Consider the following 24,026-nt stretch of genomic DNA (forward strand, 5'->3'; position numbering starts at 1 on the left):
GAATAGGTGCACGTACAATAGGAGCTGGGGATCAATTGCCATTCATTACGCTTTAGAAAAGGTGATGGAAATGATCAAAAAGCTGCAGCTTCCGCTGCAAACAATGAATCTGGTGCTTGGCTTTATGGTATGGGTCATCATCTCCGCGCTCTTGCCGTTTATTCGAGAAGATATCTCCATTCCGGCGGACCGGCTCGCTATTCTGACGGCTATTCCGGTGGTGCTGGGTTCGGTCCTCCGGATTCCGCTTGGCTATTACGCCAATGTCGTGGGAGCACGAATTGTTTTTATCGTCAGCTTTATCCTGCTGCTGTTTCCGGTTTATTTTATCAGCTCGGCTTCATCCTTTACGCATTTGGTCATCGGTGGCTTGTTTCTGGGGATCGGAGGGGCCGTGTTCTCGGTCGGTGTGACCTCATTGCCTAAATACTATGCGAAAGAAAAGCTGGGACTCGTAAATGGGATTTACGGGATGGGCAACATTGGCACCGCCATTACCACGTTTGCTGCACCGGTCATCGCGACTCAGATCGGATGGTCCAAAACCGTCCAGCTGTACTTAATTCTGCTGCTGATATTTGCCGTGCTAAATGCACTCTTAGGTGACCGTAAAGAAATCAAGGTGAAAACACCGATTATGGAACAGATCAAGGGTGTATATAAAAATGAAAAACTGTGGTTTTTCTCTCTTTTTTATTTCATCACATTCGGTTCGTTCGTAGCCTTTACGGTGTACTTGCCGAACTTCTTGGTTACCCATTTCGAGCTTGCGAAGGTGGACGCCGGGATGCGGACGGCAGGATTCATTTTGGTAGCCACTTTATTACGTCCTGTAGGCGGCTGGCTTGCGGATAAATTTAAACCGTTGTTCTTATTAATGGGCATATTCTTAGGGCTCACGGCTGCGGCCATCCTGTTGGCATTCTCTCCATCCATTGGCTTATATACGGCCGGATGCTTAACCATTGCCGTTGGTGCCGGTCTCGGAAACGGCGTTATTTTCAAACTCGTGCCCCTTTATTTCAACAAGCAGGCGGGCATTGTGAACGGTATCGTGTCCATGATGGGCGGCCTTGGCGGATTCTTCCCGCCGCTGATGCTTTCCTTTATCCATTCGGCCACAGGGCAGTATTCCATTGGATTCATGGCCTTATCGCAGGTTGCGCTTGCCAGTTTCGTTATTGTGGTATGGATGTACTACCAGGACAAACTTTCCGTGCAATCCGAGGTGTTTAACTCCACCGGCCAGGGGATTCTGGTTACGGATTCGAACGGTAGGATCAATGCCGTCAATCCGGCATTCACGAAGTTAACCGGATATTCGGAGGAGGAAGTGCTCGGCAAAAATCCGAGCGTATTGAAGTCCGGAAGACAATCACCGGCGTTTTATCAGGCGATGTGGTCTGAAATCAGGGAACACGGGAGCTGGCAGGGGGAGATTTGGAACCGCCGGAAAGACGGAGAAGAGTACTTGGAGCTACTTACGATTAACGCGGTAAAGGACGAATCCGGTGACATCGTACAATATGTGGGTACCTTCAGCGATATTACTTATTATCCGCCTGGCCGTTGTTCGAATGGCTGAAGATATGAATCAGGATTGGTATGAGTTGATGGATTGGAGAGGGAGAGACGCATGAAAAAGACGAGGATTGTCATCCCACGGGAGCATGGCGGCTGGGCTATGGTCAGTGTACCCTATATCATAGGAATGGCGGCAGCCAAGCCGGTTCTGCTGCACCTTCCGCTATTTTTGGCCTGGTTATGTTTATATATGGCATCCTATCCGTTTCTGCAATCCTTAAAGAAGACGTCCCAACGTAAAACTTGGATATCCTGGGGGATCGTTTATGCCCTTATCGCCGTTGTTTTTCTGATTCCGGTGCTTGTCTTCAAGCCGTCGATGCTCTGGTTTGCACCTGTGCTGCTCATCCTGATCATGGTGAATGTTTGGCATGTCCTTAAGAAAGCGGAGCGTGCGCTGTTAAATGATATTTGCGCGATTCTGCTGTTCTGTACCGGAGGTGCCGCTGCTTATATGCTGGGGGGCGGTGGTTTCGATCCGATGCTTGCCGCCGTCATTGTGTATAATTTCCTATATTTCACGGGCACCGTGTTCTTTGTCAAATCGGTATTCCGTGAGCGGAAAAACAGGCGCTGGACGATATACGCAAGAATATATCATGCCGTCATGTTGGTTCTGCCGATCATCTTCGGGAATCCGTGGATGTATCTGCCATTCGTATTTCCGTTCATTAAGACGTTACTGTATTCCGGAAAAGCAATGAAACCGATGAAGGTCGGAATCATCGAGATTGTGGGTTCCGTTCAGTTTTTATTGCTGTCCATGATCTTGATGTAGTCTGCCGTTTTCATAAAAATCGATTCCATCGTCCATTCTGTTATAATAAGTGAAGGTATACAGAAGGGAACGATGTTCATATGACATATACAGCGCAGCAGGTGGCCGAATGGATGGTGGAGGAAATCCGGTTTACGGGTAATTTGTATCAGACAGAGGCCATCCGCTATGTACGCGAGAACTTCGGGGAAGAGTTTGTTTTCGTTAACGAAAACGGTAATGCCTCACTGTCCAAGGAAGTGAAGAAGGCATTCCGCAAACTGCATGGCGGTCGGATCGCTTGGGATCGTGACGGATTCATGTGGGCATGGACGTAGTCTTACTGTGGAAAAATAATAAGGGCTGGAGCGGCTTGAGGGCCATCCTGCCTATCATAATGAAAAACAGCTGCCTTGAAACCAGGGCAGCTGTTTTCCATCTTGACTTATTTGATTCGGTGAATCGTGAATTGTCCGGTTGAAGCGTGCAGGGTTTTCACAGCCTGCTCCGGGTCCAACTGGCGATGCCGCTCAAGCGCATAACGGAACTCGTAGAAGCCGCCGAGCGTCGCCTTGAAGTTGGTTTCCCAGTAGTTGGTCAATATCCAGGCATACGTGGAAGGACGGCTGTCCGCAGACTGCATGGTGTGGAGCAGCCGGGGGGCGTGCTCCAGCGTTCCCAGCTGTACGAGCGGCGTGTCTGTCATGGACAGAATGAGCGCTTCCCGTTCTTTGGCCGAGTGCCAGAATATTCCCTCTTGGACACTGGTGTAATCCAGGCAGGTTCCGGGAATCTGATCCTTCCATGGCCGGACATGACAGCCGGCTTTTTCTACATATAGCTCGGCTTCAGTGCCCATAGTGAATGGCAAAGCCACGTAAACATTCTCCGGTAGCCAGACGCTGTCCTTGTGGAAGCGGACGGACACCTCGACACGAGGTTGGTTCGCATACATCTTGATGTGTAGGGCATAGTAGCTGAGCCCTTTCACGTCAAAGACCAGCTCCACCAGGGCAAACAGCGGTCCGTTGTCCAGCACGGTGACTCGGGTCAAGCGTCCGGTATCCTGCTGGACGTTCGTGCCCTTCCGGTTGCGTCCCATGCGGCGGCGGGTTGAGCATATTTCGGACGGATTATGCTCATCCTGTGCCGGCGTTACCTCGTACACGGGGGTGAATGGCGCGTGCTCGCGTGCATCGTCCAGCAGGTCTGCCGAGCGTGTCTTATCGATCCATGCCGTAATGCCTTCGTTCATCTCCCATTCGATCCGGAAGGATTCGGATTCGATCGAACGCTTGCCCACAACGATTGGATATGGAGTTATGGGCTGAGATTGGATGTCGGCAATTCCTTCGCATGCAATCGGTTCGGTGTTGCGCGCAGTCACCATGTTCCCGGAAGCGGAGAGTGCATCCGGTGTTTCGTGCGGATGGATGTACAAGATCCGGGACTCATCCGGTTTAAGTGAGAGCTGCGTGACAAGCGCCCCCGTGTGTGCCAATTGGTACGGTAATGCCTGTCCGGTCGTTTCGTCGATGAGCTCGAACTTTTTCTTCAAGATCACATGTTCCCAACCATCCAGCGGGATGGCGACCTGCAGCGTCGCCGCGGCCGACTCCGTGTTGATCACCTCGTAGCGCAAGGGACGATGAGGGGCAAGCAGTGCGCCCTGACGGGCAACAAGCGTTTTATCCAGCGCCCGGTAAGCCAGCTTGCTGGCTTCAGCCGCATAGGCTTGCTTCCGCACCTCCAGCATTTGCACCTGCGGGTGCCATGGCTCATACACGGAGGAATGATAGCCCCATGTATGCTCGGCGTACATGGTCAGTGCTTGTGAGGCATCCTCGATCTCGGTCAGGCTTGCCGCACCATGGACCGGATCGAGCCGCTTGACCTTGCGAAGGGTGCGCTGGGCATCCCGGTAAATCTGGGTATGCATCGCTGTTGAAGCCACCCCATCGGTCCACCAGTCCGGCCAATCCCCCCGGTGTACCGGAAGCGCGGACAGGTCCTCCTGTTTCAATGCTGCAAAAAATTCGGACAGCGTAGCCATCTTAATGGTGATTTGGTCGCCGTATTGTTCATTCCAATTCGTAATCCACTCCGCGATATCCGCATTCGGGGATGCATTGTCCGTGCCTAGGCCTGAGACCATGACCGGAACGAAGGAGTAGGGGTAGGATTCCTGCTCGAGATTCCATAAATACCGGTTAATCCGTAAAGCAGCGATGTCGTTATGACGTTGTTCAGGCTCCATCAGGTTATGCTGAAGCTCGTCTTTGATGATGTATTTACCCAGTGCATCCGGACAGAACCCGAGCTCGTTGCCGAACATATAATGTTCGCCGTTCCAAACAAGCAGCTTGCCGCCACTTGGACTTTCCCACCAGAACGGCGTTTGTTTGCGGCCCAGCGGATACATGCCGTGATGCGTATGGATGCAGGAAAACAGGTGCTCGATGTTATGTTGCAGCAGGCTTTCGGCATACCCCCAGCTGTACCCGTTAATGTCGGCGGTCATGGCGCTGTCGATCCGATGTCCGAAGGTCTCCGCGAACCTTTGCGCCTTGCCGTGATTCCGCAGAAGGAGGTCGAAATCCGGGAGCTCGGTCATATTGAGATAGGTTCCGGACAGTTCGATATCGCCACGTTTCACCGCTTGTTGAAAAGCTTCTTTCTCTGCCGGAGTTGCTTCTTCGAGAAATTTCTCCACGGCCCAGAAGGTCTCGCAGGTCCAGCGGAATGTTTTCCATTCCGGGCGCTCCCCGCGGTGTGCGGCTTCCGTGATGTCTAGTGCCTGGCGGATAAAATCCACATGGTACTGCTCAATTCTTTCTTGGCGCTCGGTGTAGCCGATATCTGTGTGGGAATGATGGATGACATAGATCGTCCAGGGGCGGGCGGGTCGATGACCGCCTTGCGTGGATAGGTTCATAATATTGGTGACCTCCTATAAATTAATTGGGAGCGGAAACATGATGATCCGGATCCCCGAATAACTTCTCAATGCCGTTAAACACAGCCGCCGTTCCATCTGCGAGAGTATGAACCGGAACGGCATGCCTGCTTAAAGCTAGCTGGATTTCCCTTTCCCATAAGGGCAAGCTGTACGAGATTTGTCCCCCTAGCACTAGGCGGCTAGGTTTGAACTCGGATAGATAAGGGAGAAGCATCTCTCCTAGCTTGGTGCCGTATTCCCGAAATACATCCTGAGCTTGCGTGTTACCGCCCTTGGCTGCTTCAGCGAGGTCGGCTACATCGATCCCGTCGGTCAGGAGACCCCGCTTCGAAGCCATGTTCAGAATGCCCCTTCTCCCGAAATAGCTGTCCACGATGTGATCCCGGTAAGGCTCCGCAAACAGCATTCCGCTGCTTGGGATACCGTGTCTACCGGCTACGATTTGACCATTCTCCACAAAGGCAGAGCCAAGGCCTGTACCGAGCGTAAGGCATAGGAGACGCTCCGATGGGAACCGGATGGAGGCCCCAAGCCCGAACATGAAGGCGTCATTCCCGAACCGGATATCGGCCGCAGTCAGACGATTCATTGTGACACCCGGGAAGGATGACTTGAGTCTCTGAAATTCGAAACGGAGCAGATCCCGAACCGACAGCTTGAACAGGGCTTCATATTTGCCGATGCCTTGAAGAAGCGCGATGCCCTTTGCATAATCGAAGGGCCCCGGAAAAGCAAAGCCGATCCGGATCGAATCGTAATAATCCAATGGCCGGAAGGCCGAAGCGTAATAGGTGATCAAATCATGACAGGCTTGAGCAAAGCTGGCGATTGTATCCGCCGCGGCTCCTTGGGATTCTGAAGGCCGGGTTAGGAACGAGCCGGGGATTAGCTGCCCGTTCACGATGAGCGCTCCCTTCAACGCAGTGCCGCCAGCATCGAGCGCGATCGTGATAGGGGCAGGAGAAGGCACGCTTTCTGGATCGGCGCTATCATTGCGGCTCATTGAGTCTCCCCACTTTCGGTTGCCCAGTGAGGCGGAAGAAGCGGAAGATTCCACTCCGGATTGACTCTGGCGGCGATCAAGGTGCACGGGGAGCCGGACAGGTTCTCCAGACGGTATTCTCCCACACATGCCGGGACGATGTAGGATTCCGCATAACCCCATTCAACGGCCGCACCCTCGTCCGCTGCCGGTACAAGGCGGACACGTTCACCTTCCACAAGGTTGTACATGACGAATTCTCCTTGTGTGTCTGCATTCCATGTTTCATGCAGGGTCAGCCTGCTAACCTGGAATAGCAGATCATCCCGTTGACCGAGCAGTTCCTCCGCACTACGGCCTTGACGGCTTATGACGGTTGGCTGGGCGATAAGTCCGCTTTCTACCGCTGACGTATTCATGGCGTCATTGATATTGTGGTGTGCATGCTCAGGGTTCATCGGGCGCGGCTTGCCATCTGCGTCCATCCGTAAGTAATCGTAGATCTTGAACGTGAACCACCAGGTGGTTGAGGAGATTTCCAGCACCAGATTATCCCTGCCAGAGCAGTGGACCGTGCCTGGTGGAATGAGGTAAAGACCCCCTGTTTGCGAATCGTACTCGTTAACGTAGTCGGAGAGCTGAAGCGGCTTTTCCTGAAGCTGGGCGTCTTCCACTGCTTCAAGCAGACGTCCGCCGCTAATTCCTTCCTTCAGCCCGAGATACACCTTGGCTCCCGGGGCATTCCGCATGATGTAGTACGACTCTTGCTGCGTCATATGTTCATTGAACCGTGACTCGGCATATTCTTGCAGCGGATGCACCTGCAGCGATAGCTCGCCGCCCTGCATTGTATCCAGATAATCAAACCGGATCGGGAAATAATCGCCGAATAGCCTGACATTACGCTTTCCCATGATCTCTTGAGGCGCTGCCTCCATCAGCAATGTGAACGGAATCTCGAAGGTGATATCCTGCACGCACAGCAGAAGCGTATTCTCGGGAGCGATGGGCTCAAAGCTCCAGGCGCAGTTCGGCCATTCGTCGGGAAGGCCGCATAATTCCTTAAGGTATTGACCACCCCATATTCCCGGGGCAAAAAACGGCTTGACCCGAAACGGCTGCTGACTCGCTTTATGCAGTACGTTTGCCAAGGTTGCTGCCGGCAGCCACACCGGCTCTTCCGGACGATTGAAGTCCATGTAGAACGCTTTATTGTCCGAGCGTTCGGCATGGGTATAATGGGCTAACCAGTCACGACGGTAAGTCTCCCAGACGGGCCATTCGAGAAATAAACAATTCTTGTAAGTCTCAACCTTGTCGTGGGAGATGCCCAAGCCGAAGCTGCCCATCTGCTGGGCATGACGCCGCTGCTGGTTTTCGCGGGAGTAATCGGCGTAGAAACGAAGGTCGGGGGTCCGGCCTTCAAGCAGCGAAGCGCCGGGTCCGTGCAGTACGTATATGCCGCGCATCGCGTCAGATTCAAGCGCACTTTTTTTCAAGGCAGACCGTGCATCCTGTTGAAAATATTGAATGGGACGTACATCGGTTGCTTTATAGCCGAATGCCCGGTTGTCAGTCAGATAAGGAGCCATCTCGGCCCGGAGCTCGGCTTCGGGTTTGACATAATCGGACGTGGAATCGCATGTGAAGGTGATCCCTTCTTGCTCACAGGTTTGCTGAAGCTTTGCCAGAAGTTTATCGAAATCCGCGCCGTGTGTTCCGTCAAGCGTAATGAAGATACTGCTCTTTTCTTGCACTTCATGCTGGGATTTTTGTTTGTAGGTCGATAGGATCAATGAACACCATGAGTCGATCCCGCTCTTCATGAATTGGGGTCCGTTTCGAAAGTCCAAGTGGTTGATCGGGTGTGATTGAAAGGCTGTTGCAGGTTTCATGGATAGATGGATCCTCCCTTCCGGAATGTCTGTTACGACTTCATTGTAGAAGGCAAGGGAGGATCCGTCTTTATAAAAAGAGGAAGTGTTTTTGTACGATCAGGACATCGACGTCTCTAGCCGCTAAAGCTCGGAGTCGTAACGACCTTCCGAAAACTGCGACCGCCGGAAGCGGGCCGGGGTTACACCAAGTTTAGATGTAAACACCCGGGTGAAGTAGTGCACGGACTCGAATCCGCAAGAGATGGCAATCTCTTTGATCTGCCGGTCTGTATTCAGAAGCAGGTGTTTAGCCTGCTGCACACGCTGCTCCTGCACATAATGAACAAAGGATTGATGTCCGTATTTCCGGAACAGTCTTGTCAAATGACGGGTCGTAACGTGAAGATGGCCAGCCACCCGCTCCAGCGAGAGCGGCTCGCCCAGATTATCCTTGATAAACAATTCGGCCTGATGAAACATCGAAGCTCCTTCTTCGTTTGCTCCACCATCGGAAGGTTCTTGGTAGAAACCGGGGCCGTGGGCTGCCAGAATCGATAATATGAGTGAAATAGCCATGCTGTTCAGCATATGCGGCGGGTGCTGCTTACCGCCAGAGCCCGACTGAAACACGGATAACAGCGAAAGCCACAAGAGTCCAGGCGCTTGCCCGGCACCTTCCTGAAGCACCGGAATGCCTTGGCTGGCTAACCTTCGGAAAGCAGCCGTATGGAAATCGTTGTTTGCCGATTCATCCAGCTCAAAGGCAACATAACATAAGGCCAAGCCTTCTCTGCTCTTAATTTGGTGCTGGACCCCCGGCCTTGAGAGAAACAGGGTGCCTGGATGAAGATGGAACTCTGTCTCGTTTTCGATATACGATCCACGGCCTGTCAACACGTAACAGGCTTCAAAAAAAGAATGCCTATGCTCCGTATTATCGTAGTGGCGCGGCATAAATCCCCAGTAGTGGATCCGGATGCTCAGTTCCTGCTGATCGATACGGTTCAGGGTTCGGTTTAATATGGAATTGGCCCGTTTAAATAACGGGATGTAAGTTTCGTCATTGATTTGCATGGGAGAAAGTGCTCCTTCTGGGAATTGGCAAATATGTCTACCAAGAGTATAGGACTAAATAGTAGTTATGATCACTCTCTATTTTATATCACAGATAAGTTTTATTGAAAAAATGGGTATAGTGATGTAATGCATAGACAGCTACACATGTTCTTCATAAGTAGTTGCTATGCTATGAACATTCAATATAAGAGAGGAGTTCATCATATGTCAGCTAAGAAACGATGGAAGCCGCTTATTCTGGTTGCGTTAGCATCCCTCATCCTCATACTGGGTGCCTGCGGTAATACGAAAAGCGCAAACCCCGATAACAAGGAAAACACGGAGGCCACCGGGAACATGGATGACATGGATCATGGCAGCATGAACCATTCCGGCTCGGGGGAGGTTCCGGAAGGGTTGAAGCCGGCAGAGAATCCAACCTATGCGGTGGGCACCGAAGCGATCATTGAATCCGACCACATGCCCGGAATGAAGGGGGCAAAAGCAACGATTGTCGGGGCGTACGATACGACGGTGTACACGATATCGTATACGCCGACGAGCGGCGGACCTGAAGTAAAGGATCATAAATGGGTGATTCATGAGGAGATGAAGGATGCCGGGAAGGAGCCCCTAAAGCCCGGAACGGAAGCCGTCGTGAATGCGGATCATATGGAGGGAATGAAGGGAGCCACTGCCGTTATCGATTCCGCCGAACAAACGACGGTCTATATGGTGGATTTCACGACGACAACCGGCGAAGAAGTCAAGAACCATAAGTGGGTGACGGAAAGCGAGCTGGCCCCCGTACAATAGAAGTTTTATGAAAAAAAGAAAACAATCGTTCTCTATACATGAGAGCGATTGTTTTTCTATGCATGTGGCCGTACAGTTCAGCTTTCTTTGATCTGCTTCAGTGCGTCCGTCACTTCCGGATAGCGAAACTGGAAGCCGTGACGTTGGGCCTTAGCCGGCAGGATACGCTGGCCCTTTAGCAGAATGAGCGACATTTCGCCCAGGATGGCTTGGAGCATGAAAGCAGGCAGGGGGAGCCAGTGCGGACGGTGATAGACCTTGGCGATGCTCCTGCCGAATTCATCGTTCGTGACCGCATGCGGGGAAGCCGCATTCACGACTCCGGATATGTCCTCGTGCAGGATGCAATAATCGATGAGTTCCACGATATCGTCGATATGTATCCAGGAGAGCCATTGTTTGCCGCTGCCGATCTTGCCGCCTACGCCTAGTTTATAGGGCAGCAGCATTTTGGGAAGGGCTCCGCCTTTACCTCCCAGAACAACGCTGATGCGCAGCTTAATTAACCGGTCAACCGGGATGCGGTCGGCCGCTTGCTCCCATTGCAACACAACCTCGGACGGGAAATCCATAACCGTGGCAGGACTTTCCTCATCAAATGTTTCAAACTCGGATGTGCCGTAAATGGCCATCGCCGAAGCTTGAACTACGACCGGAGGTTTATGCTCCAGGCGGTCCATCAGTTCGGCTACGGAGGAGACGGTTCGTTGTCTTGACTGAAGGATTCTCTGCTTGCCTGCTTGCGTCCAGCGCTGACTAAGGGAAGAGCCAGCTAGGTTAACGATGGCATCCAAATCCTCAAACCGCTCGGGATGGGACTTCATCTCATCCCAGGTCAGATAGGATATAGGCCCGTCTTGTTGGCGATTGGGAGGAACTTCCGGCTTCGATCTTGTGACGATGATAACGTCATGTCCATCGCGCTGCCAACGCGAACACAATGCCTGCCCAATGAAACCGGTGCCTCCGCAAATGGCTATTCTCATATGAACCTCCTTATACTTTTAATTTGTCCTGAACATTATACAATCCATTATACAAAAAATGCGGTATGATTCCGTTATATGATTTTTCGGTCATTACTTCATTTTGTCCATGATTTAAATGGTAAGGGGTGCGGGATGGGACTTATAGAGAAACTTCAAACTTTGATCATCATGGGTGCGGTGGCAATCGGGCTGTTATTGGGGCAGTTTCCGGTTGTTTCGGAATATGCAGACTACGGGATCGTTCCTTTTTTGCTGCTGATGTTGTATGGATTGTTCTTGACGATACCGCTGCAGCAGTTAAGAGAGGCGTTCAAGAACATTAAGTTTCTGGGGGCGAGCACCGCCATTAATTTTATCTGGACGCCGCTGCTTGCTTGGGGACTCGGCGCTGTTTTTCTGTCGGATCACCCGGCGCTTTGGATCGGATTCATTATGTTGATGGTGACCCCATGTACCGACTGGTATTTGGTGTTTACCTCGATTGCCAAGGGGAACGTGCCCTTGTCAACATCGGTGCTGCCCATTAATCTGATCCTCCAGGTGCTGCTGCTTCCGCTATATTTGCTCTTGTTCTCCGGTACGATCGAAACGATATCGCTGGAAACATTGATCGAAAGCGTGCTGCTTGTGCTTGTAGTTCCGTTCACTCTTGCACATCTCACCCGTTTCTTGCTGAGAGCGAAGAAAGAGGCGCTGGAGCACAAGGTGCTGCCATTTTTTGGCCGGGCACAGATTGTCTTTCTATGTCTTGCCATTGTCGCGATGTTTGCGTCACAAGGGTCATACTTATTGAATCATATGGACATGATTTATATTCTCATTGTTCCGATCTTGATTTATTTTATGATGAATTACACGCTGGGCAGCGTAGTGGGCAGAATGCTGCGTTTCTCTTACGAGGATTCGGTCAGCCTCCATTTAACGATCATTGCCCGGAACTCCCCGGTAGCTCTCGCGATCGCCGTGACGGCCTTTCCGGAACAACCCGTGATTGCTCTAGCCTTGGTCATCGGCCCGTTGATCGAACTGCCCGTGCTTGCTGTTGTCTCTCAGCTGCTGCTTCTATCAAGAAGAATGAAAGTGAAGTCGATTAAATAACTGTGCTCAGACCCTATCAGGAAAGTGGCTCGGTGAATCGCAGTATCAGGATAAGCTGCAAAGCTTGAGTGAGAGAGGAACCAGAAAAACAGTTTGCCGCACCCGTTGTTATTTGAGCCAGGGGGTGAACAAACTGTTTTTTTATGCAATTGCAAGTCTGTTTCGGATCGTCACGCAAACGCTTGCCTTACAATCCCAATGGCCTGGTCCAGTTCCGCTTTGGTGATGATGAGCGGAGGGGCGAAGCGGATAATGGATTCATGGGTTTCTTTGCAGAGCAAACCGAGATCCTTTAGTGTCTCGCAGTAGGTTCTGGCTGGAACCTTCAGTTCCATGCCGATGAATAGGCCCCTGCCGCGCACCTCCTGAATATCGCGATGCCGGATGGATCGAAGCTGCTGAAGAAAATAGTCGCCGAGCTCCTTGGAGCTGCCTTCCAGCCCTTCCTCCAGGAATACATCCATGGAAGCGATGGCTACCGCGCAGCCGAGGGGATTCCCGCCGAAGGTGGAGCCGTGGGACCCCGGCTCGAATACACCGAGAATATCGGCGTCCGCCGCCACGGCAGAGACTGGGAAAACACCGCCGCCCAGCGCTTTTCCGAGGATGTACATATCCGGCATGACATCCTCCCAGTCGCAGGCAAAACGTTTTCCTGTCCTGCCGAAGCCGGTCTGGATTTCGTCCGCGAGCAGAAGAACGCGATGCTGCTTGCACAGCTCCATTGCGCCGCTAAGGTATCCGTCAGGAGGGATAATGATGCCGGATTCTCCCTGGATCGGCTCTACAAGAAAGGCGGCCGTATTCGGTGAGATGGCCTGCTTCAGCGCTTCCAGGTCGCCATAGGGGATGACTTTGAAGCCCGGCGTGAAAGGGCCGAAGTCTTCCCGATATTCGCTGGATGAGGAGAAGGAAGTGACGGTGATGGTGCGGCCGTGGAAATTACCTTCGCAGACGATGATTTCGGCCTGATTGGCCGGTATGCCTTTCTTCCGGTAAGCATAGCGGCGTGCTGCCTTGAGTGCCGTCTCAACAGCCTCGGCCCCCGTATTCATGGGAAGAATCATGTCTTTGTGGGTGAAAGCAGACAGCTTCTCGTAAAACTCGCCCAGTTGATCATGATGGAATGCGCGCGAAGTCAGTGTCACCTTATCTGCTTGTTCCTTTAAAGCGCCGATTATTCGGGGATGACAATGACCTGCATTCAGCGCTGAGTAGGCGCTTAACATATCGATGTACCGCTTGCCGTCCGAATCCGTCACATGGATGCCTGCAGCTTTGGCAATGACAATGGGTAGCGGGTGGTAGTTTCTCGCACCGTACCTTTCGGCTTTCTCGATATGTGGGTTTGAAGGGTCCATAGTGTAACCTCCTTGGGAGTCTTAAGAAACCTAACCGGCGGCTGGCACCGGATACCGCGCCAAAAAAGCCTCTCATAATCAAGTATGAGGACGCGTCACAAGATGCTTTCGCCCAGCATGGAGCCGATTAAGCCGACAAGCAGCCGGGACGTTGTCTGTCCGCGGTCCAGCAGCGGGTTGTTCTCCACGAATTCAGCCGAGGTCAGAATAGCGGATTCCGACAGCATCTCCATGGCCAGATGCGCTTCCCGGTAACTGAGTCCGCCCTGAACCGGCGTTCCCGTTCCAGGTGCGATTTTCGGATCGACACTATCGATATCGAAGGAGAGGTGAACGCCATCCGTGCCCGTTGACGCTATTCGGATAGCCTCCTTCATGACCCGGAACATGCCCATGCGGTCGATGTCCTGCATCGTGAAGCAGGTAATGCCTTCCCGACGGATGAAATCCCGTTCGCCCTGATCGAGGGAACGAGCGCCAATGAGCACTACATGCTCCGGCTTGATCGTTGATTTTACGCCGCCGATCGATGTTAGCCGTGCATCGCCTCTTCCCAAGCTGACAGCCAGCGACATGCCGTGGATATTGCCGCTTGGAGTTGTATCCGGCGTATTGAGATCGGAGTGAGCATCAATCCAGATGACGCCCAGGCTTTGATAGTGCCGGGTAAGCCCGGCTAGCGTGCCGATTGCAATGCTATGGTCACCGCCAAGGACAAGCGGGAAGACGCCCGATTGTGCCAGGGCAGACACATGAGCTGCGAGCTGCTCGTTAATCGTTATGACTTCTTTCAGATGTTTTAATTGAGGATCGTGCGTTTCATCCTTGTGTTCGGGGAGTCCAGCAAGGTCATCGACCTGGTAGGATACACCGAGCATGTCAAGCTTTCGTTTCAAGCCGGCTCCGAAAATCGCATTCGGTCCCTGGCTTGCGCCGCGGCGGGTAGCACCCCGGTCAAACGGCACCGGGACGATGGTTACGGTGGACGGAAGATTTCTCATCATAGGCTCACCTCCACTTTGTATCAGTGTATTCAGGAGCCCGGCTAAGTGACTTGGGCAAACCCCTATACAAGCTGATCCAATATGGAAAGTTGAGGTGAAGCTGCCATCAGAAAAATACCCCTGATGCATGATTCATAGGGCACCGCGGAGGGCCTTATGATCCTGTATCAAGGGTTGCAATTCGTTCATATAGGACAGTATATGAGGTCTGTCTTCCGAGAAAGTACGTCGATCGACGTTTATTTCACCGTTTTATTATAGGTCTCGATCTTGGAGCTGATCTCCTGAGCGGCTTTGTCCAGTGCTTCCTGCGCCGTTTTTTGACCGTTTAGCACTTCCTCGATGGCCGTTTCCGTCAGCTGGCGGGCTTCAGGGAACACGCCCATGACAGCGCCTTGCGTTGCCAGGTTGGCCGTCGTTTGATGCAATTGATCCACGGCCGTCTGGAATTGCGGATATTTCTCCAGGTTTTCCTTTACCAGGGTCTCTTCGTAAGCTTTAGTTGTTACCGGGAAGTAACCTGTGTTGACATGCCAGTAGGCTTGCGTTTGCGGCTCGGCCAAATATTTCATGAATTCCCAGGCTGCCTGCTGCTCTTCTTCCGATTTGTTGTTCATCAGCCACAGGCTTGCACCGCCGATAATAACGCCGCCTTCGCCGCCGTCAGCCGGTTTGGGCAGGAACGCCGTACCGACTTCGAATTTGCCTTCCGCTGCGCTGACGATTCCGCGGAGGGAAGCCGTCGAGTCCAGCGTCATGGCAATTTGACCTGCTGCAAATGCTTTTTTGGTGTCATCCGTTTTACGTCCCAGGTTCAGGAGCACCTTATCGTCCAGCATTTGCTTCCACCATTCCAGCGTCTTCACGGCAGCGCCGTTGTTGACCTGCGAAGCGGTTGCCGGGGAAGTGCGGCCATTGCCGTTGTTCAGCAGCTCAACGCCTTGATTCGCAAGGAATTGTTCCATGAGCCAGCCATAGATGGCGAAGGATGCTCCGGTTTGGCCGCCTTTTGTCAGCGCTTTTGCCGCTTCCGCTACCTCTTCGTAGGTTTTGGGAGGGTTTTCCGGGTCGAGACCCGCCGCTTTAAAAGCGTCCTTGTTGTAATACAGAATCGGGTTGGAGGAGTTAAACGGCATGGAGTACAATTTGTTGTCGAATGTATAGTAATTTTTGATATTCGGTTCCAAGGAGGAAATGTCGTATGCTTCAGCATCCATGAAGTCCTGAACCGGACGGATGGCCTTGGTATCCATCATGAAACGACTGCCGATTTCGTACACCTGGATCATGCTTGGACCGCTCTTTGATCCCAAGGAGGCCTTCAGCTTGTTCAAGCTTTCATCATACGTTCCTTGAAACACGCCCTCAACCTGAATATCCTTGTGGGCCGCATTAAAATCGGAGATCAGCTTGTCCGCGACAGTCCCGAGCTCCCCGCTCATGGAATGCCACCACACAACCTTAACAGGATCTTTGGCTGGCTCGCTGCCGGCAGCAACGGTCGTTTCTCCAGCGGCTGGCGTATTGCTGCAAGCGGCGCTGATCAGCATGAAGCAGGAAAGCAGGAGCAGCGCGAAGGACCTTTTACCAAAACGTTTCATGATCGGTTAATCTCTCCCTTTTTGAAAATAAAGTATGGTTTGATCTATCAGAAATTGCGCGGCCCGTTTCTTATCGATAACCGGCACGCAAGGCTGATTCATTATAGTCCGAATTAATATAGCGATTAGCCCTTCAACGCACCTGCCGTGATGCCGCGGACAAGCGGCTTCAAACCGAGCGCAAGCAGCAGCAGGGAAGGAAGCAGCAGAAGGAGTACGCCGGATAGAATCAAATTCCACGAATTCATCTCTTCGAACTGCAGCATGCCAATCCCGATCTGAACGGTACGCATTTCAACGCGGTTGGTGGTCAAGAGCGGCCACAGGTACATGTTCCAATTGTTCAGGAACGAGTACACGCCCAGCGTGGCAATTCCAGGTACGGATAACGGCACCACCATGCTCAGAAAAATCCGGACATGGCCGCAGCCGTCCACCCGGGCCGCTTCAAACAGCTCCTTCGGCAGCTGCAAAAAGGCTTGTCTGAGCAGGAAGGTTCCGAAGGCGGTTGCCAGGAATGGAACGATAAGCCCCTGGTAGGTATCGAGCCAATTCAAGCTTTTGACCGTCAGATAGTTCGGGATCATGATCACTTCCCACGGGATCATCATGGTGGCGAGAAAGAGGCTGAACAGCAGCGTTTTACCCGGGAACCGGAGGAAGGCAAAGGCGTATGCCGCCAGGCTTGCGGTCACGATCTGCCCGACCATGATGGCAATGGAGACGACCAGGCTGTTCCCGATAAAGGTAAGGACAGGGATCGTATCGATCACCTTGGCGAAATTGGACAGATTGATGGCTTCCGGAAGCAGAGGCGGCGGATAAACGGCCGATTCAGCCTCGCTCATAAGCGATGTCGACAAGGTGTATAGAAGCGGAAAGGCAACGACCAGCGAACAGAGAAGCAGCGCGAAGTAGATGAAGCTTTTGGGCATGAGACGCATGTTCATTGGTAATGCACCTTCTTCTCCACGAATTTAAATTGAAAGACGGTCAGCAGCAGAATGATCGCAAACAGGATGAGCGCTTGCGCACTGCCGATGCCGAAGCGGAAGTTGACGAATGCATCCTGATAGATATTGAACACGATGACGTTGGTGCTGTTCATCGGACCGCCCTTGGTCAGGATGTTGATCTGTCCAAACGCTTGGAAGGCGCCAATCACTGACACGACGGATGTGAAGAATAACGTAGGGGAGATCAGCGGCATCGTAATCCGGAAGAAGGTTCTTAACGGACCGGAACCGTCAATCTTGGTACTGTCATAGATATCCTCGGATACGCCCTGCATGCCGCTCAGCATCAGGATGTAATTAAACCCAAGATTCATCCAGACCGTCATGATGGCAACGGAGATCATGGCCCATTTCGGATCGGTCAGCCATTGGATGGGCTGCGTGCCGAGTTGCGACAGGAAATAATTCAGCATGCCCATAGTCGGATGGTAGAGGATCATCCAGATCATCGAGCCGGTACCGACGGACACGGCCATGGGCAGCGAGAATATAAAACGGAATATTTTCATGCCTTTCAGTTTATTATGCGTCAGGGCTGCGAGCAGTATGGCGGCTGCCATGCCGGTCGGGACCGTCAGTACGATAAACAGCAGTGTGTTGCCGAAGCTGGTATAAAACATCTCGGAGGCCAGTATCTCCTTGAAATTATCGAACCCTACGAATTCGGCTACCCGGCCTTGAGGATCGGTCAGGAACAAGCTCAGATAGACGGATTTGAGCAGCGGATAGAACAGAAATAGACCGAAAATGAGCAGCGATGGTGCTAGACATGCATAAGCGAGCATGATTTCCCTGCGTCTTGTTTTCTTGATAGAGATCGGTTTTGCGGCTGTCGAAGGCCCAGCTTCGCTAACCGGCGGCGTCAGAGAATGACCCGGAGAGGGAAGCATAAATTCTTTTTCCATAATCATGTTTACCTCACTTTCCTGCTTGGCCTTACAGGTATTGAGTATAGGAGCCGGATGTAAACTCCAGTAAAGGTTTTTGTAAGAATACCGTAATTTATTGCTGGCCATGTTATTACTGAAGGTGGGTTTGCCAATACCCGGTACAAAAATATTCCAATCCTCAAAAGCTTGCAGGTTAAAAAAAAATGTGATATGTTATAGCTGTAACCGGTTACACATGAATGAGGTGATGACGGTAATGGCAACGATCAAGGATGTGGCAAACCGGGCTGGCGTGTCCGTGGCCACGGTTTCACGGGTTTTAAATGGAAACGGTTACGTGCATGAGGACACCAGGTCCAAGGTAGAACAAAGCATTCGCGAGCTGAATTATACGCCGAATGAAGTAGCACGTTCTTTATATAAAAGAAAATCCAAATTGATAGGACTTTTGCTTCCGGATATTATGAACCCTTATTTCCCGCAGCTTGCCCGCGGAGTTGAGGATGAGATGCAGGAAAATGATTATCGGTTGATATTCGGGAACAGCGACGAGAGCAAGAAGAAGGAAATGGAGTACATCCAAACCTTTGTCCAAAATAATGTGGTTGGTGTCATATCATCGACCAATGATCCGGATGCCGACATATATGCAGGGCTCAAGATCCCGGTTGTATTTCTGGATCGAACCTCATCGGATCGACCTTCCGTATTTGCGGATGGTCGGCAGGGAGGTAGGATTGCGGCACAGGAGATGGTTAGGCGAGGCAGTAAAGCTATAACCGTGATTCAAGGCCCGGCGGATGTCCGTCCTGCCCAGGAGCGTTTTGAAGGCGCTGTTGAGGTTCTGGAAAAACAGGCGGCTGCGTATCAAGTGCTGAAGACGACATCGTTTTCTTTAACCGACGTGGAAGAATTCGCCCAGCAAGTGTTCATTGAGCATCCGGACACGGACGGCGTCATTGCCAGTAACGATATTATGGCATCCGCCGTAGTCAAGGAAGCGCATCGGCTGGGGAAAAGGGTGCCGGAAGACGTACAGATTATAGGATTTGACGATATTCTGCTCAGCCGACTGCTGGCCCCGCCCCTGTCCACGATTCATCAGCCGGCATATGAAATGGGCCGGGAAGCGGCCAGATTGCTTATCGGACTTATTGAAGGGCAGCACATCGAGAGAAGCAGTATCGAATTCTCGGTAGAATTTATTGAGCGGCAGACAACAAGAAAGGTGGAATCATAATGGCGAAGATCGTGGTAATCGGAAGCGCGTCGATGGACTTGGTGGTCACCTCCACCAAGCGCCCCGGCGCTGGAGAGACGGTGCTAGGCGACAGCTTTAAGACGGTACCCGGAGGGAAGGGAGCCAACCAGGCCGTCGCGGCGGCGAGACTGGGTGCAGAGGTAACGATGATTGGCTGTGTAGGTGAAGATTCCTTCGGCGAAACGATTTTGAGCAATTTGCAGGCGAACGGTGTTATTACGGAGTATGTGGAACCGGTTACAGATATTGAAAGCGGAACCGCACACATCATATTGGCAGAGGGAGACAACAGCATCGTGGTGGTTAAGGCTGCCAACGATCGGATCACCCCGGATTATGTTGATCAGGCAGCGGAGGTTATCCAGGCTGCGGATATCGTGTTGATTCAGCAGGAGATTCCGGAGGAAACGGTGGTGCATGTCAGTGAATTATGCGCAAGATATCAGGTGCCGTTGATGTTGAATCCGGCTCCGGCCCGCCCGGTGCCGAGCGTTGTTATTGAACGGGCGGCTTACATGACGCCGAACGAACATGAAGCGGCTATTCTGTTCGGAGATGAGCCATTAGGCGACGTGCTGCGCCGTTATCCGAACAAACTGATCGTGACGGAAGGCAAGCGGGGAGTTCGTTATTTTGACGGCAATGAAGAGGTTGTGGTTCCCGGCTACAAGGTTGAAGCCGTGGATACAACGGGAGCGGGCGATACATTCAACGGTGCCTTTGCCGTGGCTCTGTCCGAAGGCATGAGCATGGCCGACAGCTTGAGATTTGCGAACCGCGCAGCTTCCTTATCGGTCATGAAGTTCGGAGCGCAGGGAGGAATGCCGTCGCGCCTCGAAGTGGAAGGGAGTCTTTGAATATGAAGAAGAACGGAATGCTGAACAGTCACATCGCGAAAGTGCTGGCAGATCTGGGACACACCGATACCATCGTTGTTGGCGACGTGGGCCTTCCGGTTCCTCCCGGAGTTCCCAAGATTGATTTGGCGCTAACGCTGGGGACACCAAGTTTTACCGAGGTGGTAGAGGCGATCGCTGACGATATGGTAATCGAAAAGATCGTCATCGCTGAAGAAATGAAGCTTGATAATAAGGAAACACTGCATTATATACAGGAAAATTTTCAGGATTGCGAGATCGAGGCTTGCTCACACGAGCAGTTCAAGGCACGGACTCGAAACGCTAAGGCGGTTATCCGTACAGGCGAAGCCAAGCCCTATGCGAACTGCATTTTGCAGGCCGGTGTTCATTTCGGTTAAAAAGGAGGAAGCACCATGAACATTGAGATGACGAATATCCAAAAATCTTTTGGCACGAACCGGGTGCTGGCAGGCGTGGACTTTGATCTCCGGGAAGGAGAGGTCCATGCCCTGATGGGAGAGAACGGCGCAGGTAAATCGACGCTGATGAATATATTAACCGGTCTTCACAGCCGGGATGAAGGCAAGATTGTCATCGACGGTAAGGAAACCTATTTTGCTAATCCGAAGGAAGCGGAAGAGAGAGGCGTTGCCTTCATCCATCAGGAGCTTAACATCTGGCCGGAGATGACGGTTCTGGATAACTTGTTTATCGGCAAGGAGATGACGTCCGGCCTCGGTTTCCTCAATATGAAACAAATGAAGGCGCTTGCGAAGGAACAGTTCAGCAAATTAGCGGTGACGATACCATTATCGCAGGAGGCAGGAGAATGCTCCGTCGGCCAGCAGCAGATGATTGAGATCGCCAAAGCGCTTATGACAAAAGCGAAAGTCATCATTATGGATGAACCGACGGCGGCGCTCACCGAAAGGGAAATTGAGAAGCTGTTTGATGTCATCCGTTCATTGAAAAAACAAGGCGTATCCGTCGTTTACATTTCCCACCGGATGGAGGAGATCTTTACGATCTGCGACCGGATTACGGTCATGCGAGATGGTAAATCCGTCGATACCAAATCCATTCCGGACACGAATTTTGATGAAGTCGTCAAAAAGATGGTCGGCCGGGAGCTGACCGAGCGATATCCGGCACGTCATCCATCTCCGGGTAAGCCCGTGCTGGAAGTGAAGAATATTAGCAGTAAAGGCCGGTTCGAGAATGTAAGCTTCACGGTTCGTGCCGGCGAGATTGTTGGCGTATCCGGCCTGATGGGGGCAGGGCGCACCGAGATGATGAGAGCGATCTTCGGATTGGACCCGCTGGATAGCGGCGAAATCTGGGTACGCGGAAAGAAAGTTTCGATCAAGAAGCCGGATGACGCCGTGAAACACGGCATTGGATTCATAACAGAGGACCGCAAGGATGAAGGGTTGGTCCTGGATTTCTCAGTCCGTGAAAATATGGCACTGCCCAATCTGTTCAGCTTCTCTTCCAAAGGGTTCATTTCCGGGAAGAAGGAGCAGGATTTCGTGGACACCTTGACGAAGCGACTGCAGATCAAGACGCATACATCCGAGACGCTGGCACGCAATCTGTCGGGTGGTAACCAGCAGAAGGTCGTTATTGCCAAGTGGATCGGAATTGGGCCGAGCGTGCTCATCCTGGATGAGCCGACACGCGGCGTGGACGTTGGTGCGAAGCGGGAAATTTATCAGCTGATGAATGAACTGACCGAACGCGGCGTGGCGATTCTGATGGTGTCGTCGGAGCTGCCGGAGGTGCTCGGAATGAGCGATCGGATTCTCGTTGTTCACGAAGGCAGGATTTCCGGTGAATTGGACCGTGAACAAGCCACGCAGGAACATATCATGACTCTAGCTACAGGAGGTCAGTAATATGACAACTATTAACGATGCCAAGGCGGAAAAAGGGTTTAAGGTATCAGGTTTGACGCAAAAGCTCGGTCCGCTGCTCGGACTGATCATTCTAATCGTTATCGTATCCGTCCTGAATCCAAGTTTCTTGGAACCGCTTAACATTCTGAACCTGCTGCGTCAGGTATCGATTAATGCATTGATTGCATTCGGTATGACGTTTGTTATTCTGACAGGCGGTATTGACCTGTCGGTTGGTTCGATTCTCGCGCTCTCCAGCGCATTTGTCGCCAATATGATGGTGGCCGGGTTTGACCCGATCCTATCGATCATCATCGGCGTTGCGCTTGGCGGTGTCATGGGGATGATCAATGGTCTCATGATTACCAAGGGGAAAATGGCGCCGTTTATTGCCACCTTGGCCACCATGACGATATTCCGAGGACTTACGCTCGTCTATACGAACGGTAACCCGATTACGGGTCTTGGCGACAGCCTTGCATTCCAATTGTTCGGTCGCGGATACCTGCTTGGTATTCCGGTGCCTGCTATTACGATGATCATCACGTTTGCCGTGCTATGGGTCATCCTGCATAAAACGTCATTTGGCCGCAAGACATATGCCATCGGCGGTAACGAAAAAGCATCGCTTGTATCCGGTATTAAAGTACCACGAGTCAAGATTATGATCTATTCCCTGGCAGGGATGCTGTCCGCGCTTGCAGGCGCGATTCTGACCTCCCGTTTGAATTCCGCACAGCCGACTGCAGGGACGTCCTATGAATTGGATGCCATCGCAGCCGTTGTTCTTGGCGGTACAAGTCTGACCGGTGGTCGCGGCCGGATCGTCGGTACGTTAATCGGTGTGCTGATCATTGGCATACTGAATAACGGGCTCAACCTGCTCGGTGTGAACTCTTTCTATCAGATGGTTGTCAAAGGCGTCGTGATTGCGATTGCCGTACTGCTCGACCGTAGAAAATCGGCTTAAGGGGGAGAATGAACGATGAAAAAAACAACTTTGCTGCTCGTATCACTTATGTTGATCTTCATAACAGGCTGTTCTCTGGAGCCGCCGGAATGGGCGAAGCCCAAGGCTGGCGGAGATGTCAAAGACATCAAAATCGGTCTTTCCATCTCGACCTTGAATAACCCGTTCTTTGTATCCCTGAAGGATGGCGTCGTTGCCGAAGCGACCAAACAAGGGATGGAGGTCGTTGTCGTAGACGCACAGAACGACTCGGCCAAGCAGAGCAACGACGTTGATGATCTGATTCAGCAGGGCGTCAATGTACTGCTGATTAACCCGACAGATTCGTCCGCAATTTCCACTGTGGTGCAAACGGCGAATAGCTTGGGTATTCCGGTCATTACACTTGACCGTTCGGCGGATCAGGGCGAAGTCGCTGCGCTGGTTGCCTCCGATAACATCAAAGGCGGTCAGATGGCAGCCGAGTATATCGTGGATCAGCTGGGCAAAGATACGAAGGTCATCGAGCTCGAAGGGGTTCCGGGTGCTTCCGCGACCCGCGAACGCGGCAAGGGATTCCATGATATCGCAGATAAGCAGCTGAACGTGGTGGCGAAGCAGGCAGCGGATTTTGACCGGACGAAGGGTCTGACCGTGACGGAAAATCTGCTGCAGGGCAACCCGGACGCCAAAGCGATTTTTGCCCACAATGACGAAATGGCCTTGGGCGCAATCGAAGCGATCCAAAGCTCGGGCAAAGACATTATGGTCATCGGCTTTGACGGTAACGACGATGCGCTGAAGTCCATCGAAGCCGGCAACCTGACGGCTACCGTAGCCCAGCAGCCGGAGCTGATCGGTCAGCTTGCCGTCGGCGCAGCCAAGGACGTGCTCCAGGGCAAAGAGGTGGAAGAGAATATCGCTGCACCTCTGAAATTGGTGGTGAAGGAGTAATCCAGTATGATTTAGAAGCGTTACCTTTTGCGATAGAAGCAGGGTAACGCTTTTTTTTGGGAAATATATTGACCATTTCTTACAGGATGCGAAGTAACTCACAGCCTTGCGATAATA

At 52.1% G+C, this 24,026-nt stretch carries 21 protein-coding genes; 11 read left to right on the forward strand and 10 right to left on the reverse strand.

The window, feature by feature from the left end; translation table 11 throughout:
* The first annotated feature begins 70 nt into the window (after positions 1–70).
* The 3 genes from NYE54_RS11450 (at position 71) to NYE54_RS11460 (ending at position 2,679) form a co-directional block, all read left to right on the forward strand.
* Positions 71–1,585: an MFS transporter gene (locus tag NYE54_RS11450; protein ID WP_339272036.1), complete on the forward strand. Its 1,515-nt coding sequence runs from the start codon at positions 71–73 to the stop codon at positions 1,583–1,585.
* Positions 1,586–1,636: 51 nt separating this feature from the next.
* Positions 1,637–2,362 carry a YwiC-like family protein gene (locus NYE54_RS11455; RefSeq protein ID WP_339272037.1) on the forward strand — a complete coding sequence of 242 codons (726 nt, stop codon included), beginning with the start codon at positions 1,637–1,639 and terminating at the stop codon, positions 2,360–2,362.
* A gap of 80 nt (positions 2,363–2,442) precedes the next feature.
* Positions 2,443–2,679: a hypothetical protein gene (locus NYE54_RS11460; protein ID WP_076320777.1), complete on the forward strand. Its 237-nt coding sequence runs from the start codon at positions 2,443–2,445 to the stop codon at positions 2,677–2,679.
* 107 nt (positions 2,680–2,786) lie between these two features.
* On the opposite strand, the gene NYE54_RS11465 is transcribed toward NYE54_RS11460, so the two are convergent.
* The 4 genes from NYE54_RS11465 to NYE54_RS11480 all read right to left on the reverse strand — a co-directional run bounded on the left by NYE54_RS11465 (position 2,787) and on the right by NYE54_RS11480 (position 9,233).
* The gene (locus NYE54_RS11465; RefSeq protein WP_339272038.1) at positions 2,787–5,276 is read right to left on the reverse strand and encodes a glycoside hydrolase; all 2,490 of its coding nucleotides are present in this window, start codon (positions 5,274–5,276) and stop codon (positions 2,787–2,789) included.
* 22 nt (positions 5,277–5,298) lie between these two features.
* On the reverse strand, positions 5,299–6,303 hold the full coding sequence (locus NYE54_RS11470) for an ROK family protein (RefSeq protein WP_339272039.1): 1,005 nt from the start codon (positions 6,301–6,303) through the stop codon (positions 5,299–5,301).
* Positions 6,300–8,177 carry a class I mannose-6-phosphate isomerase gene (locus NYE54_RS11475; RefSeq protein WP_339272040.1) on the reverse strand — a complete coding sequence of 626 codons (1,878 nt, stop codon included), beginning with the start codon at positions 8,175–8,177 and terminating at the stop codon, positions 6,300–6,302. The genes NYE54_RS11470 and NYE54_RS11475 overlap by 4 nt, the downstream gene beginning before the upstream one ends.
* Before the next feature lie 123 nt (positions 8,178–8,300).
* On the reverse strand, positions 8,301–9,233 hold the full coding sequence (locus tag NYE54_RS11480; protein WP_339272041.1) for an AraC family transcriptional regulator: 933 nt from the start codon (positions 9,231–9,233) through the stop codon (positions 8,301–8,303).
* A 207-nt stretch (positions 9,234–9,440) separates the two neighbouring features.
* Here NYE54_RS11480 and NYE54_RS11485 point away from each other — a divergent pair, with 207 nt between their 5' ends.
* Entirely contained in the window at positions 9,441–10,031 is a 591-nt protein-coding gene (locus NYE54_RS11485) for a YdhK family protein (RefSeq protein WP_339272042.1), read from the forward strand.
* A gap of 77 nt (positions 10,032–10,108) precedes the next feature.
* On the opposite strand, the gene NYE54_RS11490 is transcribed toward NYE54_RS11485, so the two are convergent.
* Positions 10,109–11,017, reverse strand: a complete 909-nt coding sequence (locus NYE54_RS11490) for a TIGR01777 family oxidoreductase (RefSeq protein WP_339272043.1) — start codon at positions 11,015–11,017, stop codon at positions 10,109–10,111.
* A gap of 135 nt (positions 11,018–11,152) precedes the next feature.
* Here NYE54_RS11490 and NYE54_RS11495 point away from each other — a divergent pair, with 135 nt between their 5' ends.
* Positions 11,153–12,118: a bile acid:sodium symporter gene (locus NYE54_RS11495; RefSeq protein ID WP_339272044.1), complete on the forward strand. Its 966-nt coding sequence runs from the start codon at positions 11,153–11,155 to the stop codon at positions 12,116–12,118.
* A 170-nt stretch (positions 12,119–12,288) separates the two neighbouring features.
* Here NYE54_RS11495 and NYE54_RS11500 read toward each other — a convergent pair whose 3' ends face one another.
* From NYE54_RS11500 to NYE54_RS11520, 5 genes are all read right to left on the reverse strand, one after another.
* Positions 12,289–13,479 carry an ornithine--oxo-acid transaminase gene (locus NYE54_RS11500; RefSeq protein ID WP_076320785.1) on the reverse strand — a complete coding sequence of 397 codons (1,191 nt, stop codon included), beginning with the start codon at positions 13,477–13,479 and terminating at the stop codon, positions 12,289–12,291.
* A 95-nt stretch (positions 13,480–13,574) separates the two neighbouring features.
* The gene (gene rocF / locus NYE54_RS11505; RefSeq protein WP_076320786.1) at positions 13,575–14,483 is read right to left on the reverse strand and encodes an arginase; all 909 of its coding nucleotides are present in this window, start codon (positions 14,481–14,483) and stop codon (positions 13,575–13,577) included.
* Between the two features lie 239 nt (positions 14,484–14,722).
* On the reverse strand, positions 14,723–16,084 hold the full coding sequence (locus tag NYE54_RS11510; protein ID WP_339272045.1) for an ABC transporter substrate-binding protein: 1,362 nt from the start codon (positions 16,082–16,084) through the stop codon (positions 14,723–14,725).
* A gap of 125 nt (positions 16,085–16,209) precedes the next feature.
* Entirely contained in the window at positions 16,210–17,034 is an 825-nt protein-coding gene (locus NYE54_RS11515) for a carbohydrate ABC transporter permease (protein ID WP_339272046.1), read from the reverse strand.
* A complete protein-coding gene (locus tag NYE54_RS11520; protein WP_339272047.1) occupies positions 17,031–18,011 on the reverse strand; it encodes a sugar ABC transporter permease in 981 nt (326 codons plus the stop codon). The genes NYE54_RS11515 and NYE54_RS11520 overlap by 4 nt, the downstream gene beginning before the upstream one ends.
* 235 nt (positions 18,012–18,246) lie before the next feature.
* Here NYE54_RS11520 and NYE54_RS11525 point away from each other — a divergent pair, with 235 nt between their 5' ends.
* Genes NYE54_RS11525 through rbsB form a run of 6 tightly spaced genes read left to right on the forward strand, consistent with a single transcriptional unit; the run spans position 18,247 to position 23,909 of the window.
* Entirely contained in the window at positions 18,247–19,230 is a 984-nt protein-coding gene (locus NYE54_RS11525) for a LacI family DNA-binding transcriptional regulator (protein ID WP_339272048.1), read from the forward strand.
* Positions 19,230–20,108, forward strand: coding sequence for a ribokinase (gene rbsK / locus NYE54_RS11530; RefSeq protein WP_339272049.1), 879 nt, complete (start codon positions 19,230–19,232; stop codon positions 20,106–20,108). The genes NYE54_RS11525 and rbsK overlap by 1 nt, the downstream gene beginning before the upstream one ends.
* A gap of 2 nt (positions 20,109–20,110) precedes the next feature.
* Positions 20,111–20,509: a D-ribose pyranase gene (gene rbsD / locus NYE54_RS11535; protein ID WP_339272050.1), complete on the forward strand. Its 399-nt coding sequence runs from the start codon at positions 20,111–20,113 to the stop codon at positions 20,507–20,509.
* A 15-nt stretch (positions 20,510–20,524) separates the two neighbouring features.
* Complete coding sequence (locus NYE54_RS11540; protein ID WP_339272051.1) at positions 20,525–22,006, forward strand: sugar ABC transporter ATP-binding protein; 1,482 nt, start codon at positions 20,525–20,527, stop codon at positions 22,004–22,006.
* 1 nt (position 22,007) lies between these two features.
* Entirely contained in the window at positions 22,008–22,976 is a 969-nt protein-coding gene (rbsC, locus tag NYE54_RS11545; RefSeq protein ID WP_076320794.1) for a ribose ABC transporter permease RbsC, read from the forward strand.
* Positions 22,977–22,991: 15 nt separating this feature from the next.
* Positions 22,992–23,909 (forward strand): ribose ABC transporter substrate-binding protein RbsB, encoded by a 918-nt coding sequence (gene rbsB / locus NYE54_RS11550; RefSeq protein ID WP_339272052.1) that lies wholly within the window; start codon positions 22,992–22,994, stop codon positions 23,907–23,909.
* Positions 23,910–24,026: the final 117 nt, after the last annotated feature.

Source organism: Paenibacillus sp. FSL K6-1330, from assembly GCF_037976825.1.
Classification (GTDB): domain Bacteria; phylum Bacillota; class Bacilli; order Paenibacillales; family Paenibacillaceae; genus Paenibacillus_AQ.